Source organism: Xenorhabdus sp. SGI240, from assembly GCF_040081915.1.
GTDB classification, from domain to species: Bacteria; Pseudomonadota; Gammaproteobacteria; order Enterobacterales; family Enterobacteriaceae; genus Xenorhabdus; species Xenorhabdus bakwenae.
Map to the genome: position 1 here is coordinate 22,144 of NZ_JBEBMB010000026.1, position 20,511 is coordinate 42,654.

Here is a 20,511-nt window from a genome sequence, read left to right on the forward strand (position 1 = left end):
CCACGTTTTGTGGCGTTTTTTTATGGTTGTACACTATCACAGTGTTTGGCTGGGGTGGCACATATTTTGCATGTCTTATTTATGTGGTCGAGTGGGTATATGCCAAGTAAATTTCTTACAAGTATTCAGTAATTGATCACGAACTATGACAGCGTTATCCATGTGTTGATTTTCTATGCATGGTAGAACTCCTTATTTTGTGAATACCAACTTATAGATCAATAATCATAAGCATCTATAAGACTATCGATAATAGATGGCACATCGTTATCTTGCAGAGAGTTGTTATTGTGAATATTCCTAGGATGAGCGCCGAAATTTTTTACATATTTATATTTTCATTCGCGTTTTTGTTTATGGCACGTAAGGTCGCAAAAAATATAGGTTTGGTTGATAAGCCCAATTACCGTAAGTGTCACCAAGGATTGATTCCTCTAGTCGGTGGTATATCGTTGTTTTTTAGTGTTTGTTTTGCGTTTGCAATCACAAAAGAGTTTATCCCACACAAATGGCCATATTTGGCTTGTGCAGGAATACTGGTTTTTGTCGGTATACTAGACGATCGGTTTGATGTCAGCGTGAAGATTAGAGCAGTTATCCAAGCCTTGGTTGGCATTAGCATGATGTATTTTGCTGGCCTAAAGCTTGATAGCCTGGGGCATGCATTCGGGCCATGGGAAATGATTCTGGGGCCATTCAGCTATATTGTGACTCTATTTGCTATCTGGGCTGCCATTAACGCTTTCAATATGATGGATGGTATTGATGGTTTATTGGGGGGGGTATCTTGTGTTTCATTTGGTGCATTAGGAATTTTGCTTTACGAAAATGGAAATATGGCACTGGCGTTTTGGTGCTTTACATTTATTGCTGGGATTTTACCTTATATCTTCCTCAACCTTGGCCTATTGGGAAAACGTTTTAAAGTGTTTATGGGGGATGCAGGGAGTACCTTAATTGGTTTTACTGTTATTTGGTTACTGACTGAAACGACTCAAGGGGAACACTATTCCATTAATCCTGTGACAGCATTGTGGGTTATTGCAATCCCACTGATGGATATGGTTGCTATTATGTATCGCCGATTGCGTAAGGGGATGAGTCCGTTTTCAGCAGATCGTCAGCATATTCACCATTTGATGATGCGTTCTGGGTTTACATCTCGTCAGGCATTTATTTTGATCACTTTGGCGGCGGCTTTGTTAGCAGCGATCGGAATAATTGCTGAACGGTTGATTTTTGTTCCTGAATGGGTGATGTTGGCACTATTTTTGCTTGCATTTATGTTGTATGGCTATTGTATCAAAAGAGCGTGGAAGGTCGCCCGTTTTATCAAACGGTGTAAGCGTCGTATACGTCGGGCAGCAAGCCATCATTAAAGACATCGACAATCAAAGAGGTTTTGTGCAGTGATAAACTCAGAAACGAAATCTAAACAGGATCAACCTGCTATAGAGCATGAACTGGATATTCGGGCACTGTGTTATGCTTTGTGGCATGGAAAGATATGGATTATCGCACTGGCAATCATTTTCGCTGCCGCCGCTCTGGGTGCATCTTATCTGATGCAGCAAAAATGGAGCGCAACCGCTATTGTGGACTTACCGACAACGAATAATTTGGGTAGCTACTATTCGCAACAACAATTCCTGCGCAATTTGGATACCCATATCAATGCTTCGCCAGAAGCGCAATTACCAACCATTCCAGACGGTGCATACAAAGAATTCATGACACAGGTTTCTGCGTATGATACCCGTCGTGAATTTTGGCTTCATTCTGAGTATTACAAGCAACGCAAGGAAGGGCATGTCAAAGCGGATGCTGTATTGTTGGATGAATTGATCAACGATATTAAAATCACGCGCAGTGATGATAAAACATCATCAAATGACAGTATCAAATTGACAGCAGAAACCGCCGTTGAAGCCAATCAACTTCTGCGTCAATATATTGCATTCGCCAACCAACGGGCAAGTACTCATCTGAACAACGAAATTAAAGGGGCGTGGGCGACGCGGACTCAGTCAATGAAAGCGTTGGTGAAACGTCAGGAGATGGTGGGAAAGGCAATATATAATCGTGAATTGAATGTCTTGCAGCAGTCACTGAAAGTGGCTGAGAAGCAAGGCATTCATCGTAATCAGACAAACATCCCTATCGAAGAACTGCCTGAATCCAAAATGTTTATGCTGGGTACACCATTACTGCAAGCCCAAATTGAAACGTTGGAAGCTACAGGCCCCGACTACAGCATTGATTATGATCAAAATATCGCGATGCTGGCTACATTGAATGTCGGTCCGACTTTGCAGGATTCTTTTCTGACTTACCGCTATCTCAGAACACCGCAGGAACCCGTTAACCGAGACAGTCCTCGCCGTGCTTTCATGATGATTTTATGGGGAGCCGTAGGCATGTTGGTTGGTGCAGGTGTCGCTTTAGTAAGACGTCCTCGCTCCGATAGTTCCTATCAGTAACCGTATGTAAAAATAAACGACAGGTTTTTGAGTTCCATTCTTGGAAGTATCTGCAATGATTGACAAAATAAGAGAGTCACTGTGAAAGTGTTGACTGTGTTTGGTACTCGGCCGGAGGCCATTAAAATGGCCCCGTTGGTACATGCGTTGGCTATGGATACTGCCTTTGAAGCAAAAGTGTGTGTCACAGCTCAACATAGGGAAATGCTGGATCAGGTATTGCATCTGTTTGGGATAACGCCAGATTTTGATCTGAATATCATGCAAAAAGGGCAGGATCTGACGGATATCACATGTCGTATCCTGCAAGGTATAAAGCCTGTATTAGAAGAATTCAAACCAGATGTAGTATTGGTGCATGGTGACACAACAACAACCATGGCAACGAGTCTGGCTGCTTTCTATCAGCATATTCCGGTAGGCCATGTTGAAGCAGGCTTAAGAACAGGGGATCTTTATTCTCCATGGCCGGAAGAAGCCAACCGTAAGATTGCCGGACATTTGGCTATGTACCATTTTGCACCGACGGAAAATTCCCGGAATAACCTCTTAAAAGAATCCATTGTGGAAAACCGTATTTTTGTTACCGGCAATACGGTGATTGATGCCCTGCTATCAGTGCGTGATCGCATCATGAATGATGAAACTATATACGGGCAGTTTGCTGAACTTTATCCTTTCCTTAATCTCAATAAAAAAATGATCCTGGTGACAGGTCATCGCCGTGAAAATTTTGGTAAAGGGTTTGAGCGTATTTGTGAAGCATTGGCACAGATTGCCAAGGCGCATCCTGATGTCCAGATAGTTTATCCGGTTCATTTGAACCCGAATGTCAGTGAACCCGTTAAGCGCATTTTGCATGACATTGATAACGTTATCCTTATCAAACCACAGGATTATCTGCCCTTCGTCTATTTGATGAATCATGCTTATTTAATCTTGACCGATTCAGGAGGCATTCAGGAAGAAGCGCCTTCTCTGGGAAAACCGGTTTTAGTTATGCGCGATACCACTGAACGACCTGAAGCGATTGATGCGGGGACAGTGCGGCTGGTGGGAACAGAAACACAAACTATCGTTGCGGAAGTTACACGTTTATTGATGGATGTTAACACCTACCAACAAATGAGCCATGCCCATAACCCTTATGGAGATGGCCGGGCTTGCCAGCGAATTCTTGAAGCATTGAGAAAAAATCAGGTGACATTATGAGTTTTGAAACAATTTCTGTTATCGGTTTGGGCTATATCGGTTTGCCCACCGCAGCGGCGTTTGCCTCCCGTCAAAAGAGGGTTATTGGCGTGGATGTTAATCAACATGCGGTAGAAACGATTAACCGTGGTGCGATTCATATCGTTGAACCTGATTTGGATAAGGTAGTAAAAATTGCGGTAGAAGAGGGCTTTTTGAAAGCCGTGACGATCCCACAAACTGCGGATGCTTTCTTGATTGCTGTTCCGACGCCCTTCAAAGGGGAGCATGAACCCGATATGGCCTACGTGCGTTCTGCGGCGGAATCAATAGCACCTGTCTTGAAAAAAGGGGATTTGGTTATTTTGGAATCCACTTCTCCCGTTGGTGCGACTGAGCAGATGGCAGAATGGTTAGCTGCGGTACGTCCTGACCTTTCATTCCCTCAACAAGTGGGTGAAAACTCAGATATTGATATCGCCTATTGCCCCGAGCGTGTTTTGCCCGGGCAAGTGATGATGGAATTGATTAAAAATGATCGGGTAGTAGGGGGCATGACAGCTAAATCTTCCCGCAGGGCGAGTGAGCTGTACAATATCTTCCTTGAAGGTGAATGTGTTATCACCAATGCCAGAACAGCGGAAATGTGCAAGCTGACAGAAAATAGCTTCCGTGATGTTAATATCGCTTTTGCCAACGAACTTTCCTTGATCTGTGCCGAACAGGGAATCAATGTGTGGGAACTGATTAGCCTGGCAAACCGCCATCCACGAGTAAATATTTTGCAACCTGGCCCTGGTGTAGGAGGGCATTGCATTGCCGTCGACCCGTGGTTCATTGTATCCCAGAACCCTGAGCAATCCCGTTTAATTCATACCGCACGTTTGGTGAATGATGACAAGCCGCTGTGGGTCGTGGATCAAGTGAAAGCCGCAGTCGCTGACTGTTTGGCTGAGAGTGATAAACGGGCAAGTGAGATTAAAATTGCCTGTTTTGGCTTGGCCTTCAAACCAAACATTGATGATTTGCGGGAAAGCCCGGCTGTTTATATTACCAAAATGGTTGCACAGTGGCATGCAGGGCAGACCATTGCGGTTGAACCCAATGTGTATGAACTGCCTGATTCACTGAAAGATAGGGTGAAATTGATGGGTGTCGATCAGGCATTAGAAAAAGCTGATGTTGTCTTGATGCTGGTGGATCATCGCCAGTTTAAAGCTATTCATGGTTCTGCCATAAAACAAAAATGGGTTATTGATACAAAAGGAGTTTGGCGTTGAAACGTATTCTTATTACAGGTGGTGCAGGTTTTATCGGTTCTACGGTTGTTCGCCACATTATTAATCAGACCGAAGATAGCGTCGTTGTCGTTGATAGCCTGACTTATGCCGGTAATCTTGAATCACTGGCTCCAGTTGCCAACCACCCCCGTTATGCGTTTGAGCAGATTGATATCCGCCAGCGTGATGCCTTAGATCGCGTATTCCAGCAATATCAACCGGATGCTGTCATGCATTTGGCCGCAGAAAGCCATGTTGACCGCTCCATTGACGGGCCGGCGGCTTTTATCGAAACCAATATCATCGGCACTTATACTTTGTTGGAAGCGGCTCGTGCATTTTGGCAACAGTTGGATCAGGAAAAACAGAGCCAATTCCGCTTCCACCATATTTCAACAGACGAAGTCTATGGTGATCTGCACGGTGAAGATGGTTTCTTTACTGAAACCACACCTTACGCACCAAGCAGCCCTTATTCTGCATCAAAAGCGTCCAGTGATCATCTGGTCAGGGCATGGCGTCGTACCTATGGCTTACCGACCGTGATCACCAATTGTTCGAATAACTATGGTCCTTATCATTTCCCTGAGAAACTGATCCCATTGATGATCCTGAATGGACTGGCAGGCAAGCCCTTGCCGGTCTATGGCAAGGGAGAGCAAATCCGTGACTGGCTCTATGTGGAAGATCATGCGCGGGCGTTATATTTGGTGGTCACCCAGGCGGAGCCTGGCAAAACCTACAATATCGGTGGACATAATGAGCGCCGAAATATCGAAGTTGTGGAAACGATTTGTGAATTGCTGGAGGCGCTGCGCCCCGAAAAACCTGCTGGGGTAGCGCATTATCGCGATCTTATTACCTATGTAACGGATCGCCCGGGGCATGATATGCGTTATGCGATTGATGCAGCAAAAATTGAACGCGAACTGGGGTGGACTCCCGAGGAAACATTTGAATCCGGTATTCGCAAGACCGTGCAATGGTATCTGGAAAACGAGAATTGGTGGGGAAGAGTTCAGAATGGCTCTTATACAGGGGAACGGCTTGGGTTAGGAAATGAATAAGCCCGTCAGGGGGAGCAGATGAAAGGAATTATACTGGCTGGGGGTTCTGGCACCCGTTTGTATCCAATAACACGCGGTGTATCAAAGCAGTTATTACCGATCTATGACAAGCCGATGATTTACTATCCGCTGTCAGTATTAATGCTGTCGGGCATACGCGATATCCTGATCATCTCGACACCGGAAGATTTACCCGCTTTTAAACGATTACTAGGCAGTGGTGAACAATTGGGTATCCAACTTAGCTATGCCGAACAGCCTTCACCTGATGGTTTGGCGCAGGCATTTCTGATTGGTGAAGAATTTATCGGCAATGATACTTGCTGTCTGGTATTGGGTGACAATATCTTTTTTGGTCAAGCATTTAGCCCGAAACTACAACATGTTTCGGGCCGAAAAACAGGCGCGACAGTATTCGGTTATCAGGTGATGGACCCCGAACGATTTGGTGTAGTGGAGTTTGACGAGCAGTATCGGGTACTTTCCATAGAAGAAAAACCGGTACAGCCTAAATCCAATTGGGCGGTGACGGGTCTTTATTTTTACGACAACAAAGTCGTGGATTTTGCCAAACAAGTAAAACCTTCTGCGCGCGGAGAACTGGAAATCACCAGCATTAACCAGATGTATCTGGAATGCGGTGAATTGAATGTTGAATTATTGGGGCGTGGTTTTGCCTGGTTGGATACGGGGACGCATGACAGCCTGATTGAAGCCAGTACTTTTGTTCAGACCGTTGAAAAACGGCAAGGCTTCAAAATTGCCTGTCTGGAAGAGATCGCATGGCGTAATGGTTGGCTCAGTGAGGAGCAATTAAAAGTGGCGGCCACGGATTTAGCGAAAACAGGTTACGGCAACTATCTGATGGATTTGCTCAATGTCTATTCACGCCAACCTTGACCCTTTGGCCTGGGAAAACCAGTTTTTTGGTTTATCTACTGCTCGCCTGAATTTTTCGTTGGAAGCAGCAGTATTGACTGCTACTGATTTGGACCAATATGCATTGGTGCAAGCTAAAGTGGCGGCCCAGCAAACGGGCATTATTGATGAGCTTTCTGCCTTCGGATTTTCACTGGTTGAAGGTGAGGTAGATTTACGGTTATCGATTGAGGCGGGAGATATTCCTGGTATGCATACGGGAAAAGAAGCCATTCGGGCAAAACAAGAAAATATCCCCGTATTGAAAGCTGTTGCAGCGCGTGTATTTACCGCTAGTCGTTTCCGGGCACCCTGGTATCAACAGGATGACAGTGGGCGATTTTACGCCGCTTGGGTTGAAAAAGCCGTTTTAGGCACATTTGATCATGAATGCCTGCTTGTCCATGATGAACGTGGTCAAATAGCGGGTTTTGTCACGTTAAGGGACATAGGTAACAGCGAAGCACGCATTGGTTTATTGGCAGCTGTACCAGATAATCATCATCAAGGGATTGGCAAAAAATTAATGTCGGCGGCGCAACAGTGGTGCCAGAGCCATCAGATACAACGGCTGAGAGTAGCGACACAAATAAGCAATATCGCTGCGTTGCGTCTTTATACACGTCGTGGTGCCATCATTGAAAGCACCGCATATTGGTTATACAGAGGACGAAATGATTCCATTTAATAAACCACCGATAGTCGGCACTGAACTTGAATACATGCAACAGGCGATGGCTAGCGGTAAATTGTGCGGTGATGGTGAATTTACCAAACGTTGCGAAGAATGGATGGAACAGCGTTTTAATTGCCCGAAGGTATTGCTGACACCCTCTTGTACAGCTTCACTGGAAATGGCGGCAATGTTGTTGGATATCCAGCCGGGCGATGAAGTCATTATGCCGAGCTATACCTTTGTTTCGACCTCCAATGCCTTTGTACTGCGTGGGGCAACCATTGTATTCGTGGATATTCGTCCTGATACCATGAACATTGATGAGAACAAGATTGCAGCCGCTATTACAGAGAAAACCCGTGCCATCGTACCGGTGCATTATGCGGGCGTGGCCTGTGAAATGGATACCATCATGGCACTGGCGAAAAAATATAACCTGTATGTGGTGGAAGATGCTGCACAAGGCGTCATGTCCACCTATAAAGGCCGTGCATTGGGCACCATTGGACATATTGGCTGTTTCAGCTTTCATGAAACCAAAAATTACTCGGCTGGTGGTGAAGGCGGGGCAATATTAATCAATGAGAGTTCTATGATTGCCCGTGCCGAAATCATTCGGGAGAAAGGCACCAACCGTAGTCAATTCTTCCGTGGACAAGTCGATAAATACACATGGCGTGATATCGGTTCCAGCTATCTGTTGTCTGATCTGCAAGCGGCTTACCTGTGGGCACAACTGGAACTTGCTGAAAAAATAAACCAACGCCGCCTGACTTTGTGGGAGAACTACTATCAAGCCCTGAAACCATTAGCAGACGCGGGGCACTTAGCTTTGCCAATTGTCCCGGAAGGTTTGGAACACAATGCCCACATGTTCTATATCAAGCTCAAAGAGATAGGCGCACGTAGCGCATTCAATAGTTATATGAAAGAGAATGGTATCCTGAGCGTATTCCACTACGTGGCATTGCATACCAGCCCGGCAGGTGAGAAATGTGGCCGTTTCCACGGCGAAGATCGCTTCACCACCCGCGAAAGTGACCGCTTAGTTCGCTTACCGATGTTCTACAACATCTCTGATACAGAACAGCAAATCGTTATCGATCGTATCAAGGAATTTTTCGCCTGATATGTCACTTGCTAAAGCTTCTGTTTGGACAGCAGGCTCCACACTGATCAAGATCGGTGTGGGGTTACTGGTCATTAAACTTCTGGCGGTATCTTTTGGTCCAACAGGTGTTGGGCAGGCAGGTAATTTTCGCCAACTCATTACTGTATTAGGTGTGCTCTCTGGGGCAGGGATTTTTAATGGTGTCACCAAATACGTGGCGGAACATCACCAGCAACCGGAAAGGCTCAGGGCCGTATTGGGCACATCATCCTTGATAATTTTGGGTTTTTCGACCTTACTGGCAGTGATTTTCCTCTGGTTCAGTGAAATTATCAGTATTGGCCTGTTTGGTCACACCCATTACAAAACTGTTGTGCAGACGCTCGCATTTATTCAAATGGGTATTGCTTACGCCAACTATTTTCTGGCAATCCTGAAAGGGTTCAGGGATGCTAAGGGAAATGCGTTAGCCATTATTTTGGGCAGTCTGACAGGCATGCTGGCTTATAGCCTTTGCTATTGGCTGGGGGGCTATGAAGGGGCATTGGCTGGCCTGGCATTGGTTCCTGCATTGGTAGTTTTACCTGCCGGCCTGATGATACTGCATCGCAAGGTGATTACGTTTTCTGCCTTGAAACCTATGTGGGATCGTGCGATTGCCAGCCATCTGGGGAAATTTACCCTTATGGCATTGCTGACTTCCATTACATTGCCCGTTGCATATGTCATGATGCGAAATTTACTGGCCGCGCGTTATAGCTGGGAAGAGGTCGGGATTTGGCAGGGAGTGAGCAGTATTTCAGATGCCTATTTACAATTTATCACCGCCTCCTTCACTGTCTATCTATTGCCGACCCTTTCTCGTCTGGAGAGTAAACAAGAAATCACTGGCGAGATTATGAAGGCGCTGAAATTTGTCTTGCCTGCTGTGGCAGCTGCCAGTTTCTCTGTCTGGTTGTTGCGTGATTTCGTGATTTGGCTGTTATTTTCAGACAAATTCATCGCCATGCGGGATCTGTTTGCGTGGCAGTTAGTGGGCGACGTGTTGAAAGTTGGTGCTTATGTTTTTGGTTATCTGGTGATAGCGAAGGCGGCACTGCGTTTTTATATATTGACTGAAGTGAGCCAGTTCCTTTTACTGACGGGTTTTTCTCATTGGCTGATACCGGCAAATGGGGCGTTGGGGGCTGCCCAGTCATATATGGTAACTTACATTGTTTATTTCATTCTTTGTTGTAGCGTATTTATTATTTATCGCAGGCGAGCATGACAACCCTAATTCACGTTTTGGGATCGGATATCCCACATCACAATCAAACGTTACTGCGTTTCTTTAATGACGTCTTGGCACAGGAAATACATTTTCCCGCCAAACCGTGTTTTATGGTGGTGTCCAAAGACCACTCATGGTTATCAAATTACCCTGACCTGGCTATTTCGCTTTATAACAGTAAATCTGCCTTGTCACAGGCGGTGATAGAGAAAGCGAAGGCCGACAGAACCGTTCGTTTCTTTTTTCACGGCCAGTTTAATGCTGCTTTGTGGTTAGCTTTATTAATGGGCAAAATTAAGCGACATCAATTCTTTTGGCATGTTTGGGGCGCAGATCTCTATGAAGAGTCCCGCCAACTGAAATTTCGTTTGTTCTATCTGATCCGTCGCCTGGCACAGAAGCGGTTAGGGCATATTTTTGCCACGCGTGGTGATCTGCGGCACTTTTTTCAGGATAATTCGCGTTCAAGTCGGGCCGAACCTGATGTGCCATCATCATTACTCTATTTCCCGACCCGGATGAACCCTATTCTGACGGTAACGGAGAAAACATTTTCACCGCAAGGAATTACCATCTTATTGGGGAATTCAGGAGATCAATCCAATCGTCATACTGAAGCCTTGCAGACGATCCACCGCCAGTTCGGTGATGAGGCAAAGGTAATCATTCCAATGGGCTATCCTGATAATAATCAGGCCTATATTCAGAGTGTGGAGCAAACGGCGTTATCGTTGTTTCCGGCGCAAAACATCCACATTTTGAAAGAGCAAATAGCCTTTGATGAATACTTATCATTGTTGCGCCAATGCGATTTGGGTTATTTCATTTTCAATCGTCAGCAGGGTATCGGAACACTCTGTCTGTTGATTCAATTTGGTATTCCGTTTGTTCTGAGTCGTCAGAATCCCTTCTGGCATGATTTAACGGAACAGCAGATCCCTGTGCTGTTTGACGGTGATGAACTCAATAAACACTGGGTGCAGAAAGCACAGCGCCAGATGCTGTCCCTCGATAAAAAGGCGATTGCTTTTTTTGATCCCCATTTCATTGAGGGGTGGAAAACCGCCCTGTCGGCAGCATCTGGAGAGTAGCAATGACCTTGACACAATTCGGCGGGCTTTTTGTTGTTTACGTGATTTCGGTAGCCTTTATCCTGACTTTAACGTATCAGGAGTTTCGGCGTATCCGTTTTAACTTTAATGTCTTTTTCTCATTGTTGTATCTGCTGACATTCTATTTTGGCTTTCCATTGACGAGCCTGCTGGTATTTCAGTTTGATGTGGAAGTCGTGCCGGTAGATTCGTTGTTACATGCGATGTTGGCGTCTGGCTGTTTTTATGCCATTTACTATGTGGCTTATAAAACATGTCTCACTTACAAAATACGGCCCGACGATAATATCAGACCTGAAAACTTAACGGTGACTGTGCCGCGTAAGCCCCTGTTTACGATGAATCGGGTGGAAACGAATCTGACGTGGTTACTGCTTGCCGGTATTGCTATCGTTACGGTAGGTTCCTTCTTTATGCAGAACGGCTTTTTGCTGTTTAAGTTACAGTCCTATAGCCAGATATTTTCCAGCCAGGTTTCCGGCGTGGCGCTCAAGCGCTTCTTTTATTTCTTTATTCCTGCCATGCTGGTGGTCTTTTTTCTGAAACCGACCAAAGTACGATGGTTATGCTTTTTGGTCGGAACGGTGGGATTTGGCATCCTGACGTATGTGATCGTTGGCGGAACGCGGGCTAACATCATTATCGCATTTGCATTGTTCCTGTTTATCGGGATTGTTCGTGGCTGGATCACGCTGTGGGTGCTGTTTACTGCGGGTGCGATGGGAATTGTCGGTATGTTCTGGCTGGCGTTGAAACGCTACAGCCTGGATGTAAGCGGGGCGGAGGCATTTTATACTTTTCTGTATCTCACGCGGGATACTTTTTCGCCGTGGGAAAATTTGGCCCTGTTGCTGGATAATTACAGCAAAATTGAGTTTCAAGGGCTGGCACCGATTATCCGTGATTTTTATGTTTTTATTCCTGGTTGGGTATGGCCGGACAGGCCTAATCTGGTCTGGAACACCGCTAACTATTTCACGTGGGATGTATTAGATAACCACTCTGGTCTTGCGATCTCCCCCACACTGATAGGCTCTCTTGTGGTGATGGGGGGGGTATTCTTTATCCCTCTGGGGGCGATTGCAGTCGGTTTTATTATCAAATGGTTTGACTGGATTTATGAAGCAGGAAAACAGGAAAGCAATCGCTATAAAGCAGCCATTTTGCAGGCTTTCTGCTTTGGCGCCATCTTTAACATGATTGTGCTTGCCCGTGAAGGAGTAGATTCTTTTGTTTCTCGGGTGGTGTTCTTTTGTATTGTCTTTGGCCTATGTCTGGTTGCGGCGAAATTGCTGTATTGGCTGTTTGAAAGTGCCGGGCTGATTCGAAAGTTTGTGGTCAGTAATCTGGCTACTTTGCGAAAAACATCTGTTATTTTGGATGTAAGGAAAAAAAATGGCGTTGAATAACACTCCCAAATACCGCATTCGCGGTCTCAATATTTGGGGCTTTCGCGGTATGTCGCATTTCCTCGATCATCTTTTCCTGGATGGACAGGTAAAAACAGGGACATTGGTTGCGATTAACGCAGAAAAACTGCTCACGGCCGAGAAAGATAATGCGCTGAATATATTGTTGGATGAGACCGAATATTTATACGCAGATGGCATTAGCATCGTACGTGCCATTCGCCGTAAATACCCTGAGGCGGAGGTATCGCGTATTGCGGGCGCTGATTTATGGGAAGCCTTGATGGAACGGGCCGGATGTGAAGGTACTCCGGTCTTTCTGGTTGGTGGAAAACCCGATATCCTGGCACAGACTGAGCACAAACTGCGTACCCAGTGGAAGGTCAATATTGTGGGCAGCCAGGATGGGTATTTTACGGCCGAAATGCGTGATGAGGTATTTGAGCGGATTCATGCCAGTGGTGCTGCGATTATTACCGTAGCAATGGGATCACCCAAACAGGAAATCTTTATGCGTGACTGCCGCAAGGTATATCCAGATGCACTGTATATGGGGGTTGGCGGAACCTATGATGCCTTTACTGGTCACGTTAAACGTGCCCCAAAAGTCTGGCAAAATCTGGGTTTGGAGTGGTTGTATCGCTTACTTTCTCAGCCAAGCCGTATCCGTAGGCAGCTGAAGCTATTGAGATTCCTTGGTTATTATTATGGTGGTAAGCTTTAGCCCCGATCATGTCCTTTTTCTACCTGTTGCGTCGGGCATATGCGATTGCAGCAGGTTTTTGTTTTTTGGATTTGCTAATAGCTTGTTGTTTAATCATTTGTGTTCACATTCCATGTTTTAACTCCCGTGTTTTTAAGCCTCACTTGGCAAAAGCGTCAAATAGTCACCTTGTTATATGAGGAAAATCAGTCAGGCTGGAAGTCGTTCTCTTCCATTACGATGTCAAATAAAACAGATATCGACTCAATTTTATAATTTTTTATTTCACTGATTGGCAAAACGTGTTTTGATCCCAGCCTTTTTTACAACGATTGATTATCAATTCCTGTATTTTTCTGTTTGCAAGTATAGACATCATAAAAGTGGATAGGGAGTTTTATGAGTGATTCAAAACAGAGCCTGCAAAGGGGACTTGAGGCACGTCATATTGAGCTGATTGCGCTAGGTGGCACAATCGGTGTAGGGCTGTTCATGGGTTCAGCCAGTACCTTGAAATGGGCCGGCCCTTCTGTTTTGCTGGCTTACATTATTGCTGGTTTTTTTGTCTTTTTCATTATGCGTTCCATGGGAGAAATGTTGTTCCTTGAACCTGTAACGGGTTCATTTGCTGCTTTTGGGCATAAGTACCTAAGCCCTTATTGGGGATGCCTGACCGCATGGGGTTATTGGTTCATGTGGGTTTCTGTCGGGATCTCAGAAATCACGGCCGTGGGCGTCTACGCTGAATTCTGGTTTCCAGAGTTGCCGCAATGGGTTTCAGCACTGGTAGCGGTTGGATTGGTTGCCTTAGCCAACCTGGCGGCAGTAAGGCTATATGGTGAACTGGAATTTTGGTTTGCCATGATCAAAGTCACAACGATTATTGTGATGATCCTGATTGGCATTGGTTTGATTTTCTTCGGTTTGGGCAATGACTGGCAACCCATTGGTTTGGATAACCTGACTGCACATGGTGGTTTCTTCTCCGGTGGATGGAAAGGCTTTTTATTTGCCCTTTGTATTGTGGTCGCTTCCTATCAGGGGGTAGAGCTGGTTGGCATCACTGCTGGTGAAGCGAAAAACCCACAAGTTACCCTTAAAAAAGCGATCAACAATATTTTGTGGCGTATCCTGATTTTTTATGTTGGTGCTATTTTTATCGTTGTAACCTTGTTCCCGTGGACGGCAGTAGGCACGCATGGCAGCCCGTTTGTGATGACTTTTTCTAAAGTTGGTATCGCTTCTGCGGCTGCGGTGATTAACTTTGTCGTGCTGACAGCTGCGCTGTCAGGGTGTAACAGCGGAATGTACAGCGGTGGCAGAATGCTGTATGCCTTGGCGCAGAACCGTCAATTGCCTGCTTCATTGCTGAAATTGTCGAAAAATGGTGTGCCGGTAAGATGTATTGCAATTACCATTGGTTGCTTGATTGCAGGTTCCTGCCTGAATTATCTGATACCAAATCCGCAGTCAGTATTTGTTTACGTCTATAGCGCCAGCGTATTGCCTGGCATGGTGCCATGGTTTGTGATTCTGGTCAGTCAATTGCGTTTCCGTCAGCATCATGAGGAAGCCATAAAACAGCACCGGTTTAAATCGATTCTGTTCCCTTACGTCAATTACCTGACATTGATTTTCCTGTGTTGTGTCTTGGTGGGAATGGCAATTAACCCTGATACACGTTTCTCACTGATAGTGGGTGGCCTATTTTTGTTGATCGTGTCATCAATTTATGGGTTGATGAAATGGTATTTGTCTAAAAAATCGATATAGTTTGCTGGTCGGTTTTTAATCTAAAAAACGATTTGTGATAATACTGCGGTGGAAAAGCGCTGATTTTATCAGCTAAATGAGTAAAGCGTAATCAAACGCTTCATTTCTTTTAAAAAAGCACTGGACAGTACGACATTAAATCCGTACTATCCTCCACCGCAACGGCGTTAAGCGCCCGTAGCTCAGCTGGATAGAGCGCTGCCCTCCGGAGGCAGAGGTCTCAGGTTCGAATCCTGTCGGGCGCGCCATTTAAAGCGTGCAAGAGCAGTGGTAATGAGTTATCGTGGTCGGGCATTGTTGTATGTAAAAAGATAGCTGTTATGGTGGCTATAGCTCAGTTGGTAGAGCCCTGGATTGTGATTCCAGTTGTCGCGAGTTCGAGTCTCGTTAGCCACCCCATCTTTTTTATGAAACGCGAGGGTGGCGGAATTGGTAGACGCGCTAGCTTCAGGTGTTAGTGTCCTTACGGACGTGGGGGTTCAAGTCCCCCCCTTCGCACCATAAGAAAGATAAAAAATATATTTCGGCGAGTAGCGCAGCTTGGTAGCGCAACTGGTTTGGGACCAGTGGGTCGGAGGTTCGAATCCTCTCTCGCCGACCAAATTCTGAAAAACCCCCGCAAAGCGGGGTTTTTTCTTTCTGACTACTTCCAGGTTCTTTTCTTCTCCTCCCTATGATCCCTGCTCTCCCTGCGGATAAAAAATTTTTCCCTTTTTATTTCTTCTTAATTTCTGTTCTATTTTTAATCGATAAATTGAGTGTTATTGTTTTTGTTAATGAATTAACGTTATGTTTTAAAAGATATTTTTTATTGATGTTGTATTTCAACGACAAACCGCACCACTTAATGTCTCAAATAGGAGACGTTCAACTATATGATTTATCGCACCTATATTTAAAAGGCTCAAAGGGCGTCTCAAATGAGAGACGGTATTTTTAACGATATTTGGTGAAAGTCAGGTTATCTATTATGGAAAGCCAGCCAAACCCTGGGTAAAGAAAGTTTATCCTGATTGAAAAAGTTGGCACATAAAATGCAATATTTAAGATTGTAGATACTCATTCCACTCCTTATGACAGCATATGACTTCATAAACCTCGGGATGATGTAGAGCTGATTGTCAGTGCCTATAGTCCACGTTATAGATGAGTAAGTATTCTGTCTTTTCATCGCAAACCGGACACAACGTTGAGTGAGGCACTATCCGTCTGTAGACCTGATTGTATTTATACACCTGTCTTCTTTGATAGGTGTTTTTTTGTCTGTAGAACAGTGAGGACAGGCTTCAGGCAGTTTGCCATGAGCTTTAATGGTGAATGCACCTCGGTTAACGACTCAATTGCATCCCATATCTTTCATCGTTAACTGAGGTGTGTGCTCCCGCGCTTTTATACTTCGACGTCGCTATTACGCTTCAGGGTCAGCATAAAGCCTTTATTGCGGATTTGGATAGCTTCTTCACGCTTTTGCAATCTGTCCAGTGCATCGGCAAGCCATGCGTAATCATGAGCATCTGGTCGTTGAGCAAGAGCTGCTTTAAATGCTGATTCAGCATTGGCCCATTCACCATGGCGCAGGGCAACTTGTCCCAGTGTACTATTGAGCAGTGGGGTTGCCCCATGTTGCTTTAACAGGTGAGAAAGGGTCTTTTGTATGGCGTCAGAGTCACTTGCCTTAAGATGGGGAATTAATAGCAGCAAACGTTCGTCGTATTGCTGTTTTAATCCGTCCAAAATGATTTGTTGGGCGGTCTTGTGATCATTGCATTCAATCAAATGCTCGGCCACGGCAACTTGCAGTACAATGTCATTGCGAATTTTGCGGCTTTGATCTTTCCACCATATTTTCAGCCCCGTACTGCCTTTCTCTGCCATAACCTGATTCATTAATCCGATATAGGCTTGCTGACGTAATTTAAGGATTTCTTCTTCACTGTGCAGATTAGCTTTCAGCATGGAAGGTAAAATATCAATCAGGGATTGATAAGCACCTGAAAGAGAGTAAGCCTGTTCAGCTAATCGCAATACTTCAGGGTGACGAGGGGCATGATCCAACAGCTTGTCCACACCAACGTGCGCGGCATGAATTTCACCTTGTGCTAATTGGACCCGGATACGGGTAATATCAACGGGAAGCTGGTCTTTATCGGCAACTTCTGCCGCTTGTTGAATATATTGGTTGGTTCGGAAATAATCACCGCGTCGTTGGGCTGCCTCTGCCGCCAGCAGATAATTCACGACAGGAAGTTCTGCATGGTCAGCATTGCGGGCCATCAGGCGTTCAACTTGCTTGAAATCCCCTTCGGCGAATTTCAGCAGTGCCTGTTTGGTTTGTGAGCGAGCACGATGACGTTTATATCCACCAAAGATCCAGCTATGAGTGGACGTGCTGGTACGTTTTAAACGCCGATAACACCAGCTGATCAGAATCAGCAGGAATTGCAGCAGGAGGAAGATGATCACTAGCCCAGTGATACTGGTGGTAATGTTGAGCTTGTCCGTCTGGATCAAAACATATCCTTGATGGCCAGACATCAAGGGACCAACGACGATCCCGATAATAAGGATCACGAACAGCAAGAATATCTTCAACATGTTCAGTTCCCCTCAACGGATGTTTTTACCTGATCGGCGGTTGCTGTTGTTGTCGACCGTGATTGTGCCTCAGGCAGAATTTCAGATTGGGAATCCGTTTGGGATTGCGTGGAATCTGGTAAGTTATAGATACGCTTACGAACCAGCTCTGCCAATATCGGCTGGCTGTTCAGTTGTTCAGGAACATTGATGGATAACGGTCTCTTTTGCAGTGAGGCAACGTTTGTTAAAAAGCGCTCTGCCTCCGGGTCAGTGGTATCAAAATAAGCATTCACCCAAGATTGAACATCTTTCAATGCGTCCTGATAAATTTTAGCTTGATGGCGAGGAACTGCCTGCGCAGCAATCAGTAGTTTGGAACGAATGTTCTCGCGCAGGTAAACGCCTTGGTTAGGTGCTAACAGCGGCTCTTTGCTGTTATCACGTGGCGTAATGGTAACGAAGTTATCCATAAAGCTGTGCCAGCTATGACTCAGGTTCTGGCGCCAATCAGCGAGGGAGGCAGTGATCCCATGCTCGTTTTCCTTCTCCGATGTGGCTTGTTCTACTTTATTGGCAAGGTGTAAGTTATCGACTTGGTTTGATAGCTGATTCAGCATCAGGATAATACCGTCTAAATCAATCTGTTTGATTTTGGTCAGGGAATCGATATCTGCCATGATAGCTTTACGGGCATAGAGCAGGCTGGGATCATCCATTTCAGCCAGGTTCTGGTCGGCATCTTTCAGCAAGGCGATGGCAGTAGTCATATCCTGTTCGCTCCAGACTTTTCGGCCAGCCATCTTAACGAGGGAGCTTGCCTGCGCCAGTCGCCAGTTTTCAATATCTGTATTTGCAAATGCCGAAACACGGTTTTGAAGCTCTGTAATGCGACCAGCCTGTTGCTGACGTTGTGAGTTGGCTTGTTGTAAGGAATCCGCCAACTCTTGGAGTTTGGCGCTAAAGTTTTGCTTATCGGCAGACTGCTGTTGTGTCAGAGACGCCGTCTCTTGTTGAAGAGCGAGATTTTCGGCTTTTAATGCTGCATTCTGCTGTTGACTATGATAATAAATATAAAGACCACCAACACCTATCGCCAAAGAAATGGCAATTGAGAGCGTATTACCTAACCATCCATAATTCTTAACCGTATCGGTAGATGGCTTTTGTTCCGTCTTTTTTTGTTCCGTCATAATGGACATCCCATATTAATTTATTCCAGTGCCTGGATTAAGGCGTCATTATCTGCACTCTTGGCGACTTGTATTGTTTGCCAGCCCAAAGTCTGGGCGATATCAGCAAGACGTTTGCTGACCACAATCAGCTTGCAATTCAGTAACCATGCTTTTCCATCGCTATCAGTGACTAAGTTATATAACAGTTGCAGCATTTCGCCACTTGTAACAACGATGGTTTTTATACCACACTGCTGCCAGTGACGACTGAAATCGGCTGTATCGTATTTGACTGGCTGGCGTGAATAACATTCACAGTAATCTACTGCACCTCCACGGAGCCTTAATGTGGAGGCAATCACTTCGCGGCCGCCATTGCCTCGGAGCAATAAAATCTTTTTATTGTCCATTGACTGTAAAGTGGGGAGTTGCAGCAGATCTTCACTGGTTTCACCCTGCTTAGAATAGAAGATTTCCAATCCAGTTAATTGATGAAACATCAGGGAAGTTGGTTTGCCGATCCCATAATAGGATAACTGTTCAGGCCATGACTGGCCTTCTTGAATAAGCTGTTCATTGGCATAATGAACCGCATTTTTTGATAATAGAAAAACCCGATCTCCCGCAGACAGCCATTGCAGCTTTTGTCGCAGTAATGGCAAATCTGCCCCCGGATGAATTTCAATGAGGGGGGCGCTGAAGGCTGATTTTCCAATAGACCGCAGTCGCTTGACCAATTCCTCTCCTGCGGGGACAGGGCGGGTGATCAAAATGCTCATTTCGGTAGGTTCCTCTGGTATACGTGCGCCAGGATCTGGCGTGCGCCCTTTTCCAATAACTCTTCCGCCAATGCGATACCCGCCTGACGAGCCTCTTTGGGTGAGACCACTCTTTCACCGCGCACGATCACTGTGCCATCAGGGGAACCCACTAGCGCGCGTAACCAAATGCTTTCTCCCTGCCAGATGGCATAACTGCCAATCGGTACCTGACAGCCCCCTTCAAGGCGGGTATTCATCGCTCTTTCAGCGAGAACGCAAGCTTCTGTTCTTGCGTGGTTCAAGGGCAACAGCAGTTCACGGGTTTGATGATCATCAAGCCGACACTCAATACCTACCGCCCCTTGACCAACGGCTGGCAGCAATAATTCAGGCTCTAATGGCATACGAATGCGTTCTTCCAGCCCCAGCCGTTTCAGGCCCGCTGTTGCAAGAATAATGGCATCATAATCGCCGTTATCGAGCTTGTTCAGACGGGTCCCGACATTACCGCGTAAGTCACGAACGACAAGATCAGGACGTCGCTGACGGATTTGGCACTGGCGACGTAAACTGGATGTGCCCACAACACTGGCAGTCGGTAGGTCATCGAGCGAGGCGTATTTTACTGAAACAAAAGCATCCCGTGGATCATCCCGTTCGCAGATTGTGACCAATCCCAAACCATCAGGAAATTCGACAGGGACATCTTTCATGGAGTGGACGGCAATATCAGCTCGCTTTTCGAGCAGCGCTAATTCCAGTTCCTTCACAAACAGCCCCTTGCCGCCTACCTTTGCCAATGGCGTGTCGAGGATAATATCACCGCGTGTCACCATTGGAACCAGTTCTACTTGCAGTTCTGGATGAAAGTGTTTCAGTTGCTTTTGAACATATTGCGCTTGCCACATAGCTAATGGGCTTTGGCGGGTAGCGATGCGAATGGTTTTCATTGTCATGGATAAATCTATTAGGTAAGTATATTGGGTAATTGATGGGAAATAATGGTTT

17 protein-coding genes and 4 tRNA genes are annotated in these 20,511 nt (G+C 45.7%); 17 read left to right on the forward strand and 4 right to left on the reverse strand.

All coding sequences use genetic code 11. The annotated features are described in order from the left end of the window. Positions 1-290: 290 nt before the first annotated feature. The 17 genes from wecA to ABLA76_RS06435 all read left to right on the forward strand — a co-directional run bounded on the left by wecA (position 291) and on the right by ABLA76_RS06435 (position 15,594). Entirely contained in the window at positions 291-1,379 is a 1,089-nt protein-coding gene (gene wecA / locus ABLA76_RS06355; protein ID WP_348987291.1) for a UDP-N-acetylglucosamine--undecaprenyl-phosphate N-acetylglucosaminephosphotransferase, read from the forward strand. A 30-nt stretch (positions 1,380-1,409) separates the two neighbouring features. Next, positions 1,410-2,480, forward strand: coding sequence for an ECA polysaccharide chain length modulation protein (wzzE, locus tag ABLA76_RS06360; protein ID WP_285808826.1), 1,071 nt, complete (start codon positions 1,410-1,412; stop codon positions 2,478-2,480). An 81-nt stretch (positions 2,481-2,561) separates the two neighbouring features. Continuing rightward, complete coding sequence (gene wecB, locus ABLA76_RS06365) at positions 2,562-3,692, forward strand: UDP-N-acetylglucosamine 2-epimerase (non-hydrolyzing) (protein WP_348987292.1); 1,131 nt, start codon at positions 2,562-2,564, stop codon at positions 3,690-3,692. Beyond that, positions 3,689-4,951 (forward strand): UDP-N-acetyl-D-mannosamine dehydrogenase, encoded by a 1,263-nt coding sequence (wecC, locus tag ABLA76_RS06370; protein WP_348987293.1) that lies wholly within the window; start codon positions 3,689-3,691, stop codon positions 4,949-4,951. The genes wecB and wecC overlap by 4 nt, the downstream gene beginning before the upstream one ends. Next, positions 4,948-6,018, forward strand: coding sequence for a dTDP-glucose 4,6-dehydratase (gene rffG, locus ABLA76_RS06375; protein WP_348987294.1), 1,071 nt, complete (start codon positions 4,948-4,950; stop codon positions 6,016-6,018). Before wecC ends, rffG begins: the two co-directional genes overlap by 4 nt. A gap of 18 nt (positions 6,019-6,036) precedes the next feature. Further along, positions 6,037-6,918 (forward strand): glucose-1-phosphate thymidylyltransferase RfbA, encoded by an 882-nt coding sequence (gene rfbA / locus ABLA76_RS06380; protein ID WP_348987295.1) that lies wholly within the window; start codon positions 6,037-6,039, stop codon positions 6,916-6,918. Beyond that, positions 6,896-7,624, forward strand: a complete 729-nt coding sequence (gene rffC / locus ABLA76_RS06385; protein ID WP_348987296.1) for a dTDP-4-amino-4,6-dideoxy-D-galactose acyltransferase — start codon at positions 6,896-6,898, stop codon at positions 7,622-7,624. The genes rfbA and rffC overlap by 23 nt, the downstream gene beginning before the upstream one ends. After that, positions 7,611-8,741 (forward strand): dTDP-4-amino-4,6-dideoxygalactose transaminase, encoded by a 1,131-nt coding sequence (rffA, locus tag ABLA76_RS06390; RefSeq protein WP_348987297.1) that lies wholly within the window; start codon positions 7,611-7,613, stop codon positions 8,739-8,741. Before rffC ends, rffA begins: the two co-directional genes overlap by 14 nt. Position 8,742: 1 nt before the next feature. Continuing rightward, positions 8,743-9,993 (forward strand): lipid III flippase WzxE, encoded by a 1,251-nt coding sequence (gene wzxE / locus ABLA76_RS06395; RefSeq protein WP_348987298.1) that lies wholly within the window; start codon positions 8,743-8,745, stop codon positions 9,991-9,993. After that, a complete protein-coding gene (locus ABLA76_RS06400) occupies positions 9,990-11,087 on the forward strand; it encodes a TDP-N-acetylfucosamine:lipid II N-acetylfucosaminyltransferase (protein ID WP_348987299.1) in 1,098 nt (365 codons plus the stop codon). The genes wzxE and ABLA76_RS06400 overlap by 4 nt, the downstream gene beginning before the upstream one ends. 2 nt (positions 11,088-11,089) lie before the next feature. Further along, positions 11,090-12,517, forward strand: a complete 1,428-nt coding sequence (wzyE, locus tag ABLA76_RS06405; RefSeq protein ID WP_348987300.1) for an ECA oligosaccharide polymerase — start codon at positions 11,090-11,092, stop codon at positions 12,515-12,517. Beyond that, on the forward strand, positions 12,504-13,241 hold the full coding sequence (wecG, locus tag ABLA76_RS06410) for a lipopolysaccharide N-acetylmannosaminouronosyltransferase (protein WP_285808819.1): 738 nt from the start codon (positions 12,504-12,506) through the stop codon (positions 13,239-13,241). Before wzyE ends, wecG begins: the two co-directional genes overlap by 14 nt. A 378-nt stretch (positions 13,242-13,619) precedes the next feature. Then, the gene (locus ABLA76_RS06415) at positions 13,620-14,993 is read left to right on the forward strand and encodes an amino acid permease (protein WP_047766315.1); all 1,374 of its coding nucleotides are present in this window, start codon (positions 13,620-13,622) and stop codon (positions 14,991-14,993) included. A gap of 171 nt (positions 14,994-15,164) precedes the next feature. Beyond that, a tRNA-Arg gene (locus tag ABLA76_RS06420) sits at positions 15,165-15,241 on the forward strand. Between the two features lie 75 nt (positions 15,242-15,316). Beyond that, a tRNA-His gene (locus ABLA76_RS06425) sits at positions 15,317-15,392 on the forward strand. A 15-nt stretch (positions 15,393-15,407) separates the two neighbouring features. Then, positions 15,408-15,494: transfer RNA gene (locus tag ABLA76_RS06430), tRNA-Leu, on the forward strand. A gap of 23 nt (positions 15,495-15,517) precedes the next feature. Beyond that, positions 15,518-15,594, forward strand: a tRNA-Pro gene (locus ABLA76_RS06435). 788 nt (positions 15,595-16,382) lie between these two features. On the opposite strand, the gene hemY is transcribed toward ABLA76_RS06435, so the two are convergent. The 4 genes from hemY to hemC are packed head-to-tail and all read right to left on the reverse strand — an operon-like array spanning position 16,383 to position 20,459. Then, positions 16,383-17,588, reverse strand: coding sequence for a protoheme IX biogenesis protein HemY (gene hemY / locus ABLA76_RS06440; protein ID WP_348987301.1), 1,206 nt, complete (start codon positions 17,586-17,588; stop codon positions 16,383-16,385). 2 nt (positions 17,589-17,590) lie between these two features. After that, a complete protein-coding gene (gene hemX, locus ABLA76_RS06445) occupies positions 17,591-18,760 on the reverse strand; it encodes a uroporphyrinogen-III C-methyltransferase (protein WP_348987302.1) in 1,170 nt (389 codons plus the stop codon). 20 nt (positions 18,761-18,780) lie between these two features. Beyond that, the gene (hemD, locus tag ABLA76_RS06450; RefSeq protein WP_348987303.1) at positions 18,781-19,521 is read right to left on the reverse strand and encodes a uroporphyrinogen-III synthase; all 741 of its coding nucleotides are present in this window, start codon (positions 19,519-19,521) and stop codon (positions 18,781-18,783) included. After that, complete coding sequence (gene hemC / locus ABLA76_RS06455; RefSeq protein WP_348987321.1) at positions 19,518-20,459, reverse strand: hydroxymethylbilane synthase; 942 nt, start codon at positions 20,457-20,459, stop codon at positions 19,518-19,520. Before hemC ends, hemD begins: the two co-directional genes overlap by 4 nt. Positions 20,460-20,511 lie beyond the last annotated feature (52 nt).